Raw genomic sequence first — 15,346 nt, 5'->3', positions numbered from 1 at the left:
GCAAGCGGGCCGACAAGCGGCCCGGTGGATTCAGGAGAAGTTGCGATGGATGTAGGTCGCCAGTTCCCGGCTACGATCATCCCCCCGCGTCTGCAGATCGGCGATCACTTCGCGCACCACACCACGGTAGAGAACGGATCCATTTTGCAGTGTGCGGTGGTTGTGACCCACGTCGGTGAAGGTGGCGCCCCCCTTGTGCAGGTGCACATGGGGTTCTTTATGGTCGGGATAGAAACTCTCTTTGGGCATGATCCTTCCTCCAGTCAAAGAAGGGGGCCTCGGCCCCCTCGATCAGCGCGATCGCGGCAATTAAGCCTCGATCGGCGCACGCCAGTCGTCCGCACCGGAAGTACCGGCGACGGTGTGCTCCCAATCGATCTTGCGGTAGGCCAGGGAGACCTGGATCAGCTGGGTGAAGTCGGACATGGCCGGATCCTGGCAGTGGGGCATTTGGCAGTCGATGTCGACGATGGTGGCATCGGTCAGCACTGTGCTGAAGAAGTGCTCCTGCTTGCCCTCGACGGAGGTGCGGTACCACTTCAGGGTCACTTTCGGCAGCATCTCACCGGAGGCCAGAGAGTTGTACATCAGGGGCACGGCCTTGTTCAGGGCCACGGTGAACTTGAACGGCTTGTGGACACGCTGGCCGGCAGGCTGACCGGATTGCGGATCGGTCGGCACGGTGACGACGTGCTGGAATTCCTGCACCAGCATCTCGTCTTCGTGGCCCTGCACGAAGATGTTGCCGACGGAGTCGGAGGTGAAGGCACCGGCGGTAATGTTGCCCTGGGTTTTACCTTCGATGCTGATATAACATGGAGTTGGCATGAGTATGCTCCTGATTGGTTGAACGGTGATGACACTCAACCGAAACCATTAGCAGCGACCATGCCATCTTGTTTAATGCTTATATTTCAATGGGCTAGCAGAACTCATCCGACACCAAGCAGCACAAGTAGCGCAACAAACCGCATTCACCAACCACTTAAACCGTAAAGCATTGCATTATCAGCATATTCATCTGCATGGCGGGCAATTAATTGCGCCAGACCGACGAGTCCACTGCTACTCATCCACATTGGCGACCGACGCCAGCTCCACATTCAGCCTGACGACCCCCTGCTTGAGTGCCCAAGAGATGGCCTGACACTTGCTGTTCGCCCCCAGCTTGGTCACCACGTTGTTCAGATGGAACGTCACAGTGCGCGGGGTGATCCCCAGGATCTGGGCAATATCGCTGGTCTGCTTGCCCTCGGCCGCCCAGCGGCACACCTCCAGCTCCCTAAGGCTCAGGGCATCGTGGGGAGAGACCCCCACCAGGCAGACCCGCGCCACCGCTTCGAAGATGTGCATGGAGAGCCAGGTGAGGGAGGGCACATCCGCCAGCCACCGGGCTTCGGTGCGCGGCGCACTGGCGATCAGCGAGAGCAGGCCGACGTGACCGTTGGCCCCGTGCCAGGGGAAGGTGATGCCATCGCACAGCCCAGCCTCCCGGGCCAGGGTCATGACCGCCAGGCTCTGCTCGTCACACACTCCCTCCCCCATGAGATCCGCCCACAAGATGGGGGTGCTCTGCACCATGCCGCGCTGCACCACGGGATCGATGGCAAAGAAGTTCGCCTGGGTATAGGCATCCACCCAGGCCTGGGGGCAGCCATTGAAGATGATGACATCCGGCCGCTGTATGGTATTGGGGAAGATCAGGGCCATGCGAAAATGGTCAAACCCCATTTGTGCCGTCAGTTTGCGTAGCAGCGCCACTATGGTGCGTTCATCCCTGGCCCCGTCGAACTGGGAGATGAGGTCTAATGCGTCAGTTGTATCCATGTCATTATCTTGCTTGAAACGTTAGCCACATTGTTCAGCCCCAACCCCAATGGACGCTGAACCGACCGTTAACAAATAGCAACAGCCAGGCTACAAAAACAAAAAGACCCGGTGACGCGAGTCAGCTGGGCCATATGAGTGAATGGTCGGAACCACTCGAAACCAAACCTACCATCCCATAAAAACGGGAACAGACCTAATTATTAATATATTTAGTAAATAAAAACTCCAATTGACATATTTTACACAATTAAAATCCGTAAAATTCAGCATATTAAACTGCCGCATCTTGCCGTTCTGACCCTGTTTGGGCGGGGTAGCCACTCATTTCTACCAATAAAGACCCGTACAAGCCCACCTCCATCAGAAACCCGCACCTGTTCGCAACAAGCACGATCATAGGTGGGTGATATCAATGGCTTATATAGATGACTGATATGGAAATAAGCCGGATCCGGGATCCGGCTCGCAGGCCGCATGGCAAGGGCTCGGATGACTGAGCCCCGCCTCCCTCCGGACCTGATCGCGTGTCCGCCCCTCAGGGACGCTCCCCCAGCGCCAGCCGGCGGTTGATGTCGGCGACCACGGGCGCTATGTCCGCCAGGGTGTCGATCACATAGTGGGCCCCCGCCTGGCGCAGCTTGGCCTCGGCGGGGGCACGCCGCGCGGCGACCTCCTCCTGCCCCATGGCCGCAAACTCCTCCAGGGTGGCGCCAAACTCGTTACCGGAGACAGAGAGCCCCACGGTCCACATGCCGGCATTCAGACCCTCGCTGATACCGGGCACGGCGTCGTCCACCTTGATGCAGCGATGCACTGCGCTTAACCCGAGCTCAATCACATTGGCCAGCGCCATCCAAGGGCCGGGGCGCCCGCCGGCCTGGAGATCGTCGGTAGCGATCCAGTGATCCGGACGATAACCCAGCTCGGCCGCCGCCGGCACCAGGGCCTCCATCACGGGGCGCGGATAGCCGGAGCAGGAGCCGATGCGCAGCCCCCGGGCCCGCAGGCTCGCCAGCACAGGCAATACGCCCGGGATAGGGGCGGCGAAGCGGGTCACCGCCGCTATCTGAAGCGGCATGAAGGTGTGATAGAGGTGATCCACCTCTTCGCGGCTCATGGGGTGGCCGAAGCGGGCCTGCCAGCGGGCATCCACCGAGGGCAGGCGGCCCAGAGTCGCGATGTGATCCCACTTGCCAAGGCCCATGGGCTGGCGCGCCTCGTCCAGGGTCACCTCAAAATCAAACGCCCGGGCGAACGCCTCCACGAAGATGGAGGTCGGCGCGAAGGAACCAAAGTCCACCACTGTACCGGCCCAATCGAGGATCATCCCCTGTACGTCCGTGGCGCTGTGAATGGCTATCTGTGTCTCAGTCATGTGAGTTTTCCTGTTCCTGTGAGGCTTCGATCTCGCCAAGGGCCTGATCGAGGATGGCAATGGCCTGCGCCAGATCGGCGCGGCTGATGTTGAGGGGGGGTGAAAGCTGGATGACGTTGCCCTGGGAGACCTTGAAGCTCAGACCCAGCGCGAGGCAGCGGTAGAGCAACCGCTCGGCGGCGGCGCTGGCCCGGGCCCGGCTCTGGTGATCTGCCACCAGATCCAGCGCCCACAGCAGGCCGATGCCGCGCACCTGGCCTATCAGGGGGTGGCGCTCGGCGAGCTTGGCCAGTTCGGCGGCCATGAAGCGGCCATCCTCCTGCACCTTGGCCAGCAGCCCCTCTTCACAGATCACGTCTATGGTGGCCAGGGCCGCCGCGCAGCCGATGGGGCTCTTCTCGTGGGTGTAGTGACCCAGGGAGATGGCCGCCGCCTGATTGAAACGATCCCGGGTGATGAGGGCGGCAAACGGCACAATGCCTCCCCCCAGCCCCTTGCCGAGGCAGATGATGTCGGGCTCGATGCCGAACTCCTCGAAGCTGAACCAGTGGCCGGTGCGACCGAGGGCATTGGGGATCTCGTCGGCGATGAGCAGCACCCCATGGCGATCGCAGATCTCCCGCACCCGCTGCCAGTAGGCGCGAGATGGCACCTGCACGTCCGTGTTGCGGATGGGCTCGGCGATGAAGGCGCCTATGCCCCCTTCCTTCTCAATCACGTATTCGAGGTAGTCGGCGTAGTGCAGATCCTCCCCCTCGCCGCGATACCAGGCCCCGCGATAACGGGTGGGAGGCGGGATCCGCTCCACCCCGGGGAGCAGAGGCCCCATCCCGGCGCGAAAACAGGCCTCGCCACCGACCGAGATGGCGTCGAGGGAGGCGCCGTGGAACGCATCCCAGAGCGAGACCACCTTGCTGTTGCCCGTGATGAAGCGGGCGAGCTTGAGGGCTATGCCCACCACCTCGCTCCCCCCTGGCGCAAACAGCACCCGGTTGAGATCGCCGGGGGCCAGCTCGGCCAGGGTGCGGGCACAGTCGATGGCAACCCTATTGGTGTAGCGGCGCGGCGCAAACGGCAGATCCGCCAGCTGTTGCTGCACCCGCGCCACCACGCTAGGGTGACCGTGGCCGAGCTGGTGCACGCTGTTGCCGTGAAAATCCAGATACTGATGGCCGGATGCGCTGGTCAACCGGCTCCCCTGCGCCCCCGTCAGCAGATCGAGGCAGGGGCTGGAGAGGGCCTGATGGAGGAAATAACGGCCATCTTCGGCCAGGCCATCGCGCACGGGCTCGCTCTGCCCCGCCCACCAGCGCAGGCGCGTCTCCCCCAGGTTGATGTCTCCCTCGGTGTCAGCGAGGCCGCCGCCGGGCAGGGTCGGATGGCGGCTCATTGCGCCCCCTCCTGCCAGTAACAGGCGCCTGCCATGGCGCTCAGCAGCCCGCGCACCCGGGGCGGAGTCACGTCCCCTATGTTGCCGATGCGGAAGCAATCCGCCCGGGAGACCTTGCCCGGGTAGATGACGAAGCCCTGGGCCTTGAGGCGCTGATAGAAATCAGCGAAGCGATAGTCGGGATGGGTGGGGGAGTAAAACGCCGTGATGATGGGGGATTGCCAGGGCGCGGGCAGCAGGGGCTCGAAGCCGAGGGCGGCCATGCCTTCTACCAGGGTGCGCTGGTTCTCTTGATAGCGGCGATGGCGGGCGGCTATGCCCCCCTCTTCCTCCAGCTCCCGCAGCGCCTGGGCGAAGGCCAGCACGGTGTGGGTCGGCGAGGTGAAGCGCCACTTGCCCCCCTGCTGCTCCATGGTCTGCCACTGGGCGTGCAGATCGAGGGAGACGGAGCGGGCCCGACCGGCGCAGGCCGCGAGAGCCGAGCGGCGGGCGATGACGAAGCCAAAACCCGGCACCCCCTGGATGCACTTGTTGGCGGAGCTGATGAGAAACTCGATGCCAAGGCGCCCCATGTCGATGGGGATGCCGCCAAAGCTGCTCATGGCGTCGACGATGAGCCGGATGCCGCGGCGCTGGCAGAGCGCCGCCACCTCCTCCAGCGGATTCAACATGCCGGTGGTGGTCTCGCAGTGCACCATGGCCAGATGGGTGATCCCGGGGTACTGGCCGAGCAGGGCCTCGATGGCCGCCGCCTCCGGGCGCTCCGTCTCGCCACAGTCGAGTTCAAGGTGGCGCAGGCCAAGGCAGAGCGCCATCTCCACCATGCGGGCCCCGTAGGCACCGTTGTTGATGATGAGCAGGCAATCATCGGGCCCGATCGCCGAACCCAGCACGCTCTCCACCACGTAGCTGCCGCTGCCCTGCAGCAGCACGGCGCTGTGGTCGGCAACATATTCCGGGCTCATGGCCAGGCGCACCAGCTCGCGGCGGATGGGCTCCACCACCCCCAGGTTGTAGTCCGCATCCCAGGTGCAGCTGTCCTGCAACATGGCGGCGCGCACCGTGGGAGTGGTCGAGAGGGGGCCCGGGGTCAACAGCAGGTAGTCGACGGCAGCGGGGGCGGCAGGAATGTGGGTCATGACTTGCTCCATTTGGTATATACCAGAGAAAGCCTATTGTGGTGATCTCCCCCTCCCGGGTCAAAGGGGTGCCCCTTCGTGCAACAAAAAATTCATTTTCGGCGCCATCATCGCGATAATCTAGGGATCCTGAGCCAGAGACCAAAACTGGTCTCTACCAAGCATCGTTTCGTCCACAAGGATCACCATGAGCAAACCCCAATACCTGCAGATCAAAGACGCCCTCGCCACCCAGATCCAGGCGGGCGGACTGCAGGCCAACGACAAGCTCCCCTCGGAGCGGCTGCTGGGAGAGCTCTACGGCACCACCCGGGTCACCATCCGCGAGGCCCTGGTGCAGCTGGAGGCAAGCGGTCTCATCTACCGGGAGGACAGGCGCGGCTGGTTCGTCACCCCGCCCCGCTATCGCCTTAATCCGAGGCGCACCTCCAACTTCCACCAGATAGTGCGCGAGCAGGGAGGGGAGCCTCACACCGAGCTGCTGGAGAAGAGCCGCCAGGCGGTGCCCCCCGCCTTGATGACGCGGCTGCAGCTCAAGCCATTCGACAGCCTGTACCTGCTCAAGCGGCTGCGTTACGCCAACGGGCGCGCCCTCTGCTACTGCGAGAACCACTGCCTGCCCGAGCGGGTGCCCGGCCTGCTTGAGCTGGATCTCAACGGCAGCCTGACCGAGATCTACGAGGCCCACTACGGCCTGCAGTACGCCCGCATGCAGGTGCGCTTCTTCCCCACAGCCCTGCCGGACGAGGTGGCCAAGGCGCTGGGGGCGACCGCCGGGCTGCCCGCCCTGCGCCTGGAGCGGCTCAACTTCGATCAGCACGGCCGGGTGCTCGACTTCGATCTGGAATACTGGCGCCACGACAGCTTGGAGATAGAGGTGGATACCGAGGAGTAGCCTCATCAAAACGTCACGGGGCCGTCACTTGAACGTCATAATCCTCCCCTAGCCTCTCTCTCGACCAATCTGGTTTATACCAATTTCGATGGAGACAGAGGATGAAACAGGGAACCCCCTTGCTGGCGAGCGCACTGCTGGCCGCCATGACAGCCCCGGTGATGGCCGCGACCGACCTCACCGTCTATACCGCCTTCGAGCCGGAGCAGCTCACCGAGCTGAAGACCGCCTTCGAGCGCCAGCACCCGGACATCCAGATCAAGTGGGTGCGGGACTCCACCGGCGTGGTCACCGCCCGGCTGCTAGCCGAGAAGGCCCAGCCCAAGGCGGACGTGGTGTGGGGGCTGGCGGCCACCAGCCTGATGCAGCTCGATCAGCAGCAGATGCTGGCAGGCTACGCGCCCAAGGGGCTGGACAAGCTCGACAGCCGCTTCCGTGACCCCAAGGCGGAGCCGCACTGGATCGGGCTGGATGCCTTCTTCAGCGCCATCTGTTTCAACAAGGTCGAGGCCGAAAAGCAGGGGATCCCGGCGCCCACCAGCTGGAGCGACCTCACCAAGCCCATCTACAAGGGCAAGGTGATCATGCCAAACCCCAGCTCGTCCGGTACCGGCTTCCTGAGCGTGGCGGGCTGGCTGCAGAGCATGGGCGAGCAGCAGGGCTGGCAGTTCATGACAGGCCTGCACCAGAACATAGACCGCTACACCCACTCGGGCTCGGCCCCGTGCAAACTGGCGGCCAGCGGCGAGACTGTGGTCGGTATCTCCTTTGACTTCCCCGCCACCAGCCTCAAGGGCAAGGGCGCCCCCATAGACGTTATCTTCCCGAGCGAAGGCTCAGGCTGGGACATGGAAGCCGCCGCCATCCTCAAGGGCACCCCCAAACTCGAAGCGGCCAAGCAGTTGCTGGACTTTGCCGCCACCGAGCAGGCCAACAGCCTGTACAACAAGTCCTTCGCCGTGGTCGCCATTCCCCAGGTCGCCAAGGCCAGGGACGGATACCCCGCCGACATCAAGGGCCAGATGATCGAGAACGACTTCGCCTGGGCAGCCCGCGAGCGCAACCAGATCCTGAGCCAGTGGACCGCCAGCTTCGACGGCAAGTCAGAGGCCAAGCAGTAAGCGCCATCCTGGCGAGCATGACGCATCAACAAGGCCGACCCTAGTCGGCCTTTTGTCGTTGATGGCAGGAGCCAGATTCATCATTGATGCCTGCCAAGGCGCTCACCCTGGCCCCTCTGCCCTGACCCCGCAGCCATGGCCCCCGACCATCACGCTCCCGTCATCTTTCTGTCATGGCACGGTCACACTTCAATCGCAAACTGGTATATACCAAATCAGCAGTGAGTCAGACCATGAGCCGGCCCTACCTGGACATCCAGCACCTCAACAAGCACTTCGGGAGCTTTCAGGCCCTGAAAGAGATCTCCCTCGCCGTCGCGCAGGGAGAGTTCGTCTGCTTCCTCGGCCCCTCCGGCTGTGGCAAGACCACCTTGCTGCGGGCCATCGCCGGCCTGGATCTGCCGGACGGCGGCGAGATCTGGCAGGGAGGGCGCAACATCTCCCAGCTGCCGCCCCAGCAGCGGGACTTTGGCATCGTCTTCCAGTCCTACGCCCTGTTTCCCAACTTGACGGTGGCCCAGAACATCGCCTTCGGCCTCGAGAACCAGAGGCAGGACAAGGAGAGCATCCAGCAGAAGGTGCAACACTGGCTGGCGCTGGTCGGCCTCGAGGCCCAGTCCCACAAGTACCCGAGCCAGATTTCCGGCGGCCAGCAGCAGCGGGTGGCGCTGGCCAGGGCCCTGGCCCTCTCCCCCGGCCTGCTGTTGCTCGACGAGCCTCTGAGCGCCCTCGATGCCCTGGTGCGCACTCACCTGCGCAGCGAGATCCGCGCCCTGCAACAACGCCTCGGCATCACCACCATCATGGTGACTCACGATCAGGAGGAAGCCCTGACCATGGCGGATCGCATCGTCGTGATGGAGGGGGGCCGAATCGTGCAGGTGGGCACGCCCCAGGAGATCTACCACAGGCCGGCGAGCCGCTTCGTGGCAAGCTTCGTCGGCACCATGAACTTCCTCGACGCCCTGGTGCTGAGCCCGCAGCAGGTACGCCTGAACGAGCAGCCCCTGGCGCTGGCCAACCGGGCCGCGGCCGGCAGCAAGCTGCAGATAGCCATTCGCCCCGAGGCCATCAGCCTCTCCCCCCCGGCCCAGAACGGCTTGCAGGCCGAGGTGACGCAGGTGGAGTTTCTCGGCGCCACCCAGCGCCTCATCTGCAGCGCCCAGACCTACCTCGGCCCTCAGCAGGTGCTGGTACAAGGCCCCAACGACGAACGGACCCAGTGGCGCACCGGCATGCTCTGCTCCCTGCACTGGCCCGCAAATGCCGTGCAGTGTTTCGACGGGGAGGCCCTATGACGCTGCAATCCAAGACGTTCGGGGCAACCCGAATGGCTAACGGATGGCGCCAGCACCTCGCGGGCTGGAGCCGGGACAGCCTCATTCAGCTCGTGCTGTTGTTGCTCGGCATAACCCTGCTGGCCGGCGGCCTGCTGCTGCCCCTGCTCGCCATGCTGCAAAAGAGCCTGCAGGACCTGGACGGTAACTGGGTGGGGCTCACCAACTTTCGGGACTACTTCCTCTCCCCGAACCTGACTCGCACCATAGGCAACACCCTCTGGCTCGGCCTGCTCATCACGACCCTGGTGGTCACTGTCGCCTTCGGTTACGCCTATGCCCTCACCCGCACCTGCATGCCCGCCAAGGGACTGTTTCGCCTCATCGGCCTCATTCCCCTGCTGATGCCCTCCCTGCTGCCCGCCATCAGCCTGGTCTACTGGTTTGGCAACCAGGGGATTGCCAAGGGGCTGCTGGGGGGAGAAAGCATCTATGGCCCCATCGGCATAGTGATGGGGCTCGGCTTCTGGTGCTTCCCCCACGCCCTGATGATCCTCATCACGGCCCTCGGTCACAGCGACGCCCGCCTGTACGAGGCCGCCAGGGTGCTCGGCAGCTCGCCCCTTCGCACCTTCCTCACCGTGACCCTACCCACCGCCCGCTACGGCCTCCTGAGTGCCGCCATCGCGGTATTCACCCTGACCATCTGCGACTTCGGGGTGGCCAAGGTGATCGGCGGCCAGTACAGCGTGCTGGCCACCGACATCTATCGCCAGGTGATCGGCATGCAGAACTTCTCCCTGGGAGCGGTCGCCAGCGTCACCCTGCTGCTGCCCGCCCTGCTGAGCTTCGCACTCGAGCACAGGGTGCGCAGCAAGATGCAGGAGCAGAGCAGCAGCAAGTCCGTGCCCTACCGCCCCACCCCGCACAAGGTGCGGGATCTGCTGGCGCTGCTCTGGTGCGGGCTCTGGGCCCTGCTGTTCCTGGCCCTGGTCGGCATGGCGGTCTATGGCTCCCTGGTGCAGTTCTGGCCCTACAACCTCAGCCTGACCCTGGAGCACTATGCCTTCGACAGCAACAGCGTCTACGGCTGGCAACCCTTCACCAACACCCTCAAGCTCGGCGCCCTCACCGCCATCTTTGGCACTGGCCTCATCATGGTGCTGGCCTGGGCCCAGGAGAAGGGGTGCCACTTCGCCCCCCTGCGTCAACTGATGCACCTGCTTGCCATGCTCTCCCTGGCGGTGCCGGGCATGGTGCTGGGGCTGGGTTACATCTTCTTCTTCAACCGACCGGACAGCCTGCTCGGCAGCCTCTACGGCACTCTGCCGCTGATGGTGCTCTCCTGCATCATCCACTACTACACGGTGGGTCACATGACGGCGCTCACCAGCCTCAAGCAGCTGCCGCGGGAGCTGGAGCTGGTCGCCATCTCCCTGCGCATCCCGCTGATCAAGGCGTTCTGGCGCGTCACCCTGCCCGCCAGCCTGCCCGCCCTGCTGGAAGTCTTCATCTACCTCTTCGTCAACGCCATGACCACCACCTCGGCGGTGATCTTCCTCTACTCCAGCGACAGCGTGCTCGCCTCCATCGCCGTGCTCAACATGGAGGACTCCGGCGATACCGCAGCGGCCGCCGCCATGGCCACCCTGATCCTGCTGGCGGCCGCCAGCGTCAAGCTGCTGCAACTTGGCCTCAGCCGCACCCTGCTGACCCGCACCCAGCGCTGGCGCCAACCCTGACTCTCAACGGAGAACACATGCCTAACACTCAACTCCCCTTCTGGCTGGCGGAGGCGCTGGCCGCCGAGCAACCCGAAGGCCCAAGGCCTCTGCTGGGTCACCATGATGCCGATGTCTGCATCGTCGGCGGCGGCTTCACCGGGCTCTGGTGCGCCATCCATCTCAAGCAGGCTGACCCGGCGTTACGGGTATTGGTACTGGAGAAGGGGCTGTGCGGCGGCGGCGCCTCCGGTCGCAACGGCGGCTGCCTGCTCACCTGGTCCGCCAAGTACCCCAGCCTGTGCAAGCAATTCGGCGAGGCGCAGGCCGCCTGGCTGGTGCGCACCTCGGAGCAAGCGGTGCATGAGATAGGCCGGTTTTGCGAGGCCCATGGCATAGAAGCAGAGCTCCGGGTAGAGGGCACCTGCTACACAGCCACCAGCGAGGCTCAGCGCGGTGCCATGGCCCCCATCATGGCGAAACTGGACAAGGCGGGGCTGAACCAGTGGCAGCCCATAGCGGCGCAGGATCTGGCGGGACAATGCGGCTCGGTGGCGCATCTGGAGGGAGTCTTCAGCCCCCACGCGGGCTCGGTGCAGCCGGCCCTGCTGGTGCGCGGCCTGCTGCGGGTCGCCCGGGAGCTCGGGGTGGAAGTCTATGAGCAGACCCCCATGCAGCGATTGGAAGCCGGGCAAGCCGCCCGGATCCAGACTCCGCAAGGGATAGTGAACGCCGACAAGGTGGTGCTGGCCATGAATGGCGCCATGGTGGAGCACTTTCGCGAATTTCGCCGAGCCATAGTGCTGGTCTCCTCCGACATGGTGATCACGGAACCCGCCCCCGACGCCTTGGCCGCCCAGCAGATGGATCACGGCCGCAGCACGGTGGATGGCCGCACCTTCGTCTACTATGCGCGCTCGACCCCGGCCGGGCGCCTGATGCTCGGCAAGGGGGGCAACACCTTCGCCTTCGCTAACCACCACCTGGCCCAATTCGATGAGCCCAGCCGCTACCTGACGCCCCTCACCCAGGCCCTGCGCCGCTTTTTCCCGGCCCTCAAAGACGTGCCCATCGCCGCCAGCTGGTGCGGCGCCTCGGACCGCTCCGTGGACGGCCTGCCCTTCTTCGGCCACTGGCGCCGGCAGCCGAACATTGTCTACGGCCTGGGTTATTCCGGCAACGGGGTGGCCCAGAGCTGGATCGGCGGCCGCATCCTGGCGGCCATGGTTAGAGGCGATAAGCGGCCAGAGGATGAGCCCTGGCGCCGGTGCGCCCTGGTGGGGGGCCCGCGCGGCTATTTCCCGCCCGAGCCCATACGATGGCTCGGAGCCATGCTGGTGCGCAACGCCATTCGCCGCAAGGAGAGGGCCGAAGATGCAGGGAGGCCAGTGCGCTGGCTCGACAAACGGCTGGCGACTCTCGCCGACGCCGCCGGTAAGGCCGACAAGTAGCGAGCACAGCACCGGTAGAGCCGAGCTCCCGGCCATGACATGGCCATTATTCACCCATGGATGAAAACCCAATAGCCATTCATCTGATGCATGACGGGACCCCGCACCGCCCTCTATCCGCAGAGTGGAGCCGCCAGGTGATCGAAGGCCCTGGCACCAGAACCGGACCAAGCCAAGCCAAGCCAAGCCAAGCCAAGCCAGTTCTCAGGGTTCGACATGCAGAGTGATGAAAGAGAGAAAAAACGAAACACCGATACCAAAGCACGTAGCATCAAGCCTGAAGATAAATCCCTTGCTCACAGTGGCATCACAGGGTTGACGCTACACCCTCTACCATCAGGGCAGAGGCTGTTGGTGTTCCGCTATGTTAGCCCACTGACGAAGAAATGATGTAACGCAGGCTTCGGGACTTACCCGAGATCTCGATCACTGATGCAGCTCGAGACGTGCAGACAATCCGGAAACAGTTGGCGAATAATCTGGATCAACGAAGGTTCCAGATGCAGGAGCAGAACAAGCCGAAGCTCCCAACGTTGGAAGCATTCGCCAAACTTGTATACGGAAGCTTGCTACCAGACCGGAAGAACCCTAAACACGGCAAACAATGGATAACCACATTGGCGCAATATCCAGTGCATGGCATTGGGATAATCAGGCTGGGTCGCCAAGCGTTTGGCCAGCTCATATTTAGCGCGACCATCCCCCTGCTTTGCCGCGTGGGATAATTCGGCGTCAGTGAGTGACGCAGTGGAAGAACAGGCTGCAAGCATTCTGGTTGCCAGCGTCATCCATAACACTATGTACTTCATGATAATATTCTTCGAGTAGTGGAAATATAGTGGATGAAGAGTTGCCGACTTACGGACTGTCTAATCATTCTTTTCCGCAACCTGATGGCAGACATAAAGCGGGGCTTGAGGATCTACAGTCCCCACAGCCGATAACCTCGCGTCCACGCCGCTCGCCAATCAGATCAGGTTACCCGCAAGATCATGACCATACTCGCTGGTTAAGCATGCCATCAGCAAGCACTCCTCTTATAGAAGATCGCTTTGGGCACAAGTAAGCTGGCTCTGGTGGTGATATGAGGGATGAGAGGATAAACCTCGCGATTATTACCTGCAATACCGACAACAATAAGTCGCGAAAGCCCGATTACACGTCGTAATCAGGCCTATGGTTGAATTTTTAAACTGAAATCACCACGGTAAATGTTGGGCTTTACTTCGTTCAGAACCAACCTATGGTTTAGCCAAAAATACGAGATTATAGCTGATGAAAAGGAGGTGCTACAGGCTTTCTAGCAGGCTATTAACAAGCTCAAAACCATACACCTCCATGGTGGTGTATTTATTATACTCGGAAACAGGAATTCGCCTTATCTCCTCCTCTCCTTTATATAGACCACCAGCATAGTTAAATATTTTAAGTTCTTCTTTATCCTCGGTCAGCTCTGCATGACCAATGATTTCCCAAGAGCCATTCTCAATATTTTGATTCCCTGTAAATATGACGTTCATCTCTCCCCCCATATCCATAACAGGAATAGGGGCAAGAATTCCATCATTTTTAAAAACCTTATTATCTTGCACAAAAACAACGCAAAAACCAATTACTTTCTTAAATTTACCTCTTGGGGAAAAAACAACTTGGCAGAGGACAAACTTACCTTTTACAGGAATAATAAAAATATCGCCTTCTTTATATTTCACTTTCACAATCCTTTACCTCTCAAAATAGAAAGAGCATCATCCAGCACTTTATCACCCCAATCACTACTATAACCAGCGATATCATATGACCCTGCGTTAGGATTGTTTGGACTGTAAGACCGAATTTTATTGAGCAGATTAGTTACCGGATTTGTAGATTGCGCACCACCATGAAGATCCATAATTTTTTGCTCTAAGAATTTAGCTTCGGCCTTGGTCAAATTATTATCAAACACAGTAAACTGCCTCAAATGAGACTTTCCTGGGGTGTTTGCGTGAATATTCAAACGGGATGGAGCATCTCCTCGACCAACATATATAATATTTTTTCCATCATGTAACACATACAATCCTTGACCCTTTACGGAATCATAAGTTGTACCAAAGCCACCAGATTTACGGCTAGATGGTATTCCCATACAAGGAGTAAGCCCCAATGGATCAATCCAGTTTACGGGATTGGGCACATACCCATAGTTATTCTCACCGCCCAGTATCCCTATCGGGTCGGGGGAGATATAACAAGCACCTTGCGGGTCGTAGTACCGAAAACGGTTATAGCAAAGTCCACTCTCGTCGTCACGCAGTTGGCCCGCGAATGCCAGACCGGGGTCACGGATATCAGCATGATTGCTTAACCGCTGGCCCCACAGACTGGTTTTTGTCGGTCGCCAGTGCAGCTCCCCTTGTGGGTTATAGAGCCCCAGCAGTTCGCCATTTTGCTGGCTGACGGCAAAATCGGTCTGCCAATTCTCTGCGGCGGCTTGTCGGCCTTGTTCGATATAGACAGTGGAAGCATGAGGCAGACTCGCCGCGCCAGCTTGTGTCATCTGACGCTGCTGCACCAGCAATTCCCAGCCACGCCAGACCCAGTGGCGGCGGGCCTGTAACTGCCCTTGCTTGACTTGAAATGACGCACCTCGGCGATCTGGTCGCCATCCCACAGGTAACGCACCTCTTCGCCAGTCTGCTCACAGCGTTTGCTGATGCGCCGACCAAACGGGTCGTAGCGATAAAACCAGTTAGAGCCTTCGGGGGTGGTGACCACCCTCAACTGGTTACGACTGTCCCAGCGGTAGTGCCACTGCTCTGGCCGAAAACCCGGGCGCAGCTGGCGTTTGCTGATAAGCCGGCCCGCCTTGTCATAGTCGTAGTGGGTATCACCGCGCTGACTGACCCGCCCTTGCTGCCACCGGGTGTGTTCACCGTCTGCTAATGGCAACCCCTGACGGGTGTAGCTAAATTGCGCCTCCCGTTGTTGGCCGGCGTTGGGATGCTGGCTAAGGGTCTCCAGCACCCGGCCACAGGCATCGAGTCGATAACCGTGTGTCTCGCGCTCGCGCCGCCCCCATCAGGTTGGCTGCCCGGTCGTAGCGAGATGTTGCCTCGGCAAACGTTGGGCCTCACTTCGTTCAGCACCAACCTACGGTTTAGC

Annotated in this window: 14 protein-coding genes and 1 pseudogene; 5 read left to right on the top strand and 10 right to left on the bottom strand. The window is 61.4% G+C overall.

What is annotated here, in order from left to right; all coding sequences use genetic code 11:
• Window positions 1-30: 30 nt before the first annotated feature.
• The 6 genes from ACT5M9_RS16950 to phnW all read right to left on the bottom strand — a co-directional run bounded on the left by ACT5M9_RS16950 (window position 31) and on the right by phnW (window position 5,734).
• Entirely contained in the window at window positions 31-249 is a 219-nt protein-coding gene (locus ACT5M9_RS16950) for a hypothetical protein (RefSeq protein WP_438550282.1), read from the bottom strand.
• Window positions 250-309: 60 nt separating this feature from the next.
• The gene (gene hcp1, locus ACT5M9_RS16945) at window positions 310-828 is read right to left on the bottom strand and encodes a type VI secretion system effector Hcp1 (RefSeq protein WP_438550283.1); all 519 of its coding nucleotides are present in this window, start codon (window positions 826-828) and stop codon (window positions 310-312) included.
• A 237-nt stretch (window positions 829-1,065) separates the two neighbouring features.
• The gene (locus ACT5M9_RS16940; protein WP_457980218.1) at window positions 1,066-1,827 is read right to left on the bottom strand and encodes a LuxR family transcriptional regulator; all 762 of its coding nucleotides are present in this window, start codon (window positions 1,825-1,827) and stop codon (window positions 1,066-1,068) included.
• Between the two features lie 538 nt (window positions 1,828-2,365).
• A complete protein-coding gene (gene phnX / locus ACT5M9_RS16935) occupies window positions 2,366-3,205 on the bottom strand; it encodes a phosphonoacetaldehyde hydrolase (protein WP_457980219.1) in 840 nt (279 codons plus the stop codon).
• Entirely contained in the window at window positions 3,198-4,595 is a 1,398-nt protein-coding gene (locus ACT5M9_RS16930) for an aspartate aminotransferase family protein (protein ID WP_457980221.1), read from the bottom strand. Before ACT5M9_RS16930 ends, phnX begins: the two co-directional genes overlap by 8 nt.
• Window positions 4,592-5,734, bottom strand: coding sequence for a 2-aminoethylphosphonate--pyruvate transaminase (gene phnW, locus ACT5M9_RS16925; RefSeq protein WP_457980223.1), 1,143 nt, complete (start codon window positions 5,732-5,734; stop codon window positions 4,592-4,594). Before phnW ends, ACT5M9_RS16930 begins: the two co-directional genes overlap by 4 nt.
• 187 nt (window positions 5,735-5,921) lie before the next feature.
• Between phnW and phnR the strand changes: the two genes are divergently transcribed.
• The 5 genes from phnR (at window position 5,922) to ACT5M9_RS16900 (ending at window position 12,199) form a co-directional block, all read left to right on the top strand.
• Window positions 5,922-6,629: a phosphonate utilization transcriptional regulator PhnR gene (gene phnR / locus ACT5M9_RS16920; protein WP_457980224.1), complete on the top strand. Its 708-nt coding sequence runs from the start codon at window positions 5,922-5,924 to the stop codon at window positions 6,627-6,629.
• Between the two features lie 101 nt (window positions 6,630-6,730).
• Window positions 6,731-7,750 carry a putative 2-aminoethylphosphonate ABC transporter substrate-binding protein gene (locus ACT5M9_RS16915; RefSeq protein ID WP_332502445.1) on the top strand — a complete coding sequence of 340 codons (1,020 nt, stop codon included), beginning with the start codon at window positions 6,731-6,733 and terminating at the stop codon, window positions 7,748-7,750.
• Window positions 7,751-7,983: 233 nt separating this feature from the next.
• On the top strand, window positions 7,984-9,048 hold the full coding sequence (locus ACT5M9_RS16910; protein ID WP_438550288.1) for a putative 2-aminoethylphosphonate ABC transporter ATP-binding protein: 1,065 nt from the start codon (window positions 7,984-7,986) through the stop codon (window positions 9,046-9,048).
• A gap of 32 nt (window positions 9,049-9,080) precedes the next feature.
• Window positions 9,081-10,769 (top strand): putative 2-aminoethylphosphonate ABC transporter permease subunit, encoded by a 1,689-nt coding sequence (locus ACT5M9_RS16905; protein ID WP_457980227.1) that lies wholly within the window; start codon window positions 9,081-9,083, stop codon window positions 10,767-10,769.
• Window positions 10,770-10,786: 17 nt separating this feature from the next.
• Complete coding sequence (locus ACT5M9_RS16900; protein ID WP_457980229.1) at window positions 10,787-12,199, top strand: FAD-dependent oxidoreductase; 1,413 nt, start codon at window positions 10,787-10,789, stop codon at window positions 12,197-12,199.
• A 626-nt stretch (window positions 12,200-12,825) separates the two neighbouring features.
• On the opposite strand, the pseudogene ACT5M9_RS16895 reads toward ACT5M9_RS16900, so the two are convergent.
• The 4 genes and pseudogenes from ACT5M9_RS16895 to ACT5M9_RS16880 all read right to left on the bottom strand — a co-directional run.
• Window positions 12,826-13,008: pseudogene (locus ACT5M9_RS16895) on the bottom strand (hypothetical protein); the annotation flags it as partial.
• Between the two features lie 480 nt (window positions 13,009-13,488).
• Complete coding sequence (locus ACT5M9_RS16890) at window positions 13,489-13,911, bottom strand: Imm26 family immunity protein (RefSeq protein ID WP_457980231.1); 423 nt, start codon at window positions 13,909-13,911, stop codon at window positions 13,489-13,491.
• A gap of 2 nt (window positions 13,912-13,913) precedes the next feature.
• Entirely contained in the window at window positions 13,914-14,756 is an 843-nt protein-coding gene (locus ACT5M9_RS16885) for an RHS repeat-associated core domain-containing protein (RefSeq protein WP_457980233.1), read from the bottom strand.
• The gene (locus ACT5M9_RS16880) at window positions 14,738-15,208 is read right to left on the bottom strand and encodes a hypothetical protein (protein ID WP_457980234.1); all 471 of its coding nucleotides are present in this window, start codon (window positions 15,206-15,208) and stop codon (window positions 14,738-14,740) included. The genes ACT5M9_RS16885 and ACT5M9_RS16880 overlap by 19 nt, the downstream gene beginning before the upstream one ends.
• Window positions 15,209-15,346: the final 138 nt, after the last annotated feature.

It is taken from the genome of Aeromonas sp. AE23HZ002T15 (genome assembly GCF_054165525.2).
This window is presented reverse-complemented; position numbering and strand designations above follow the sequence as displayed.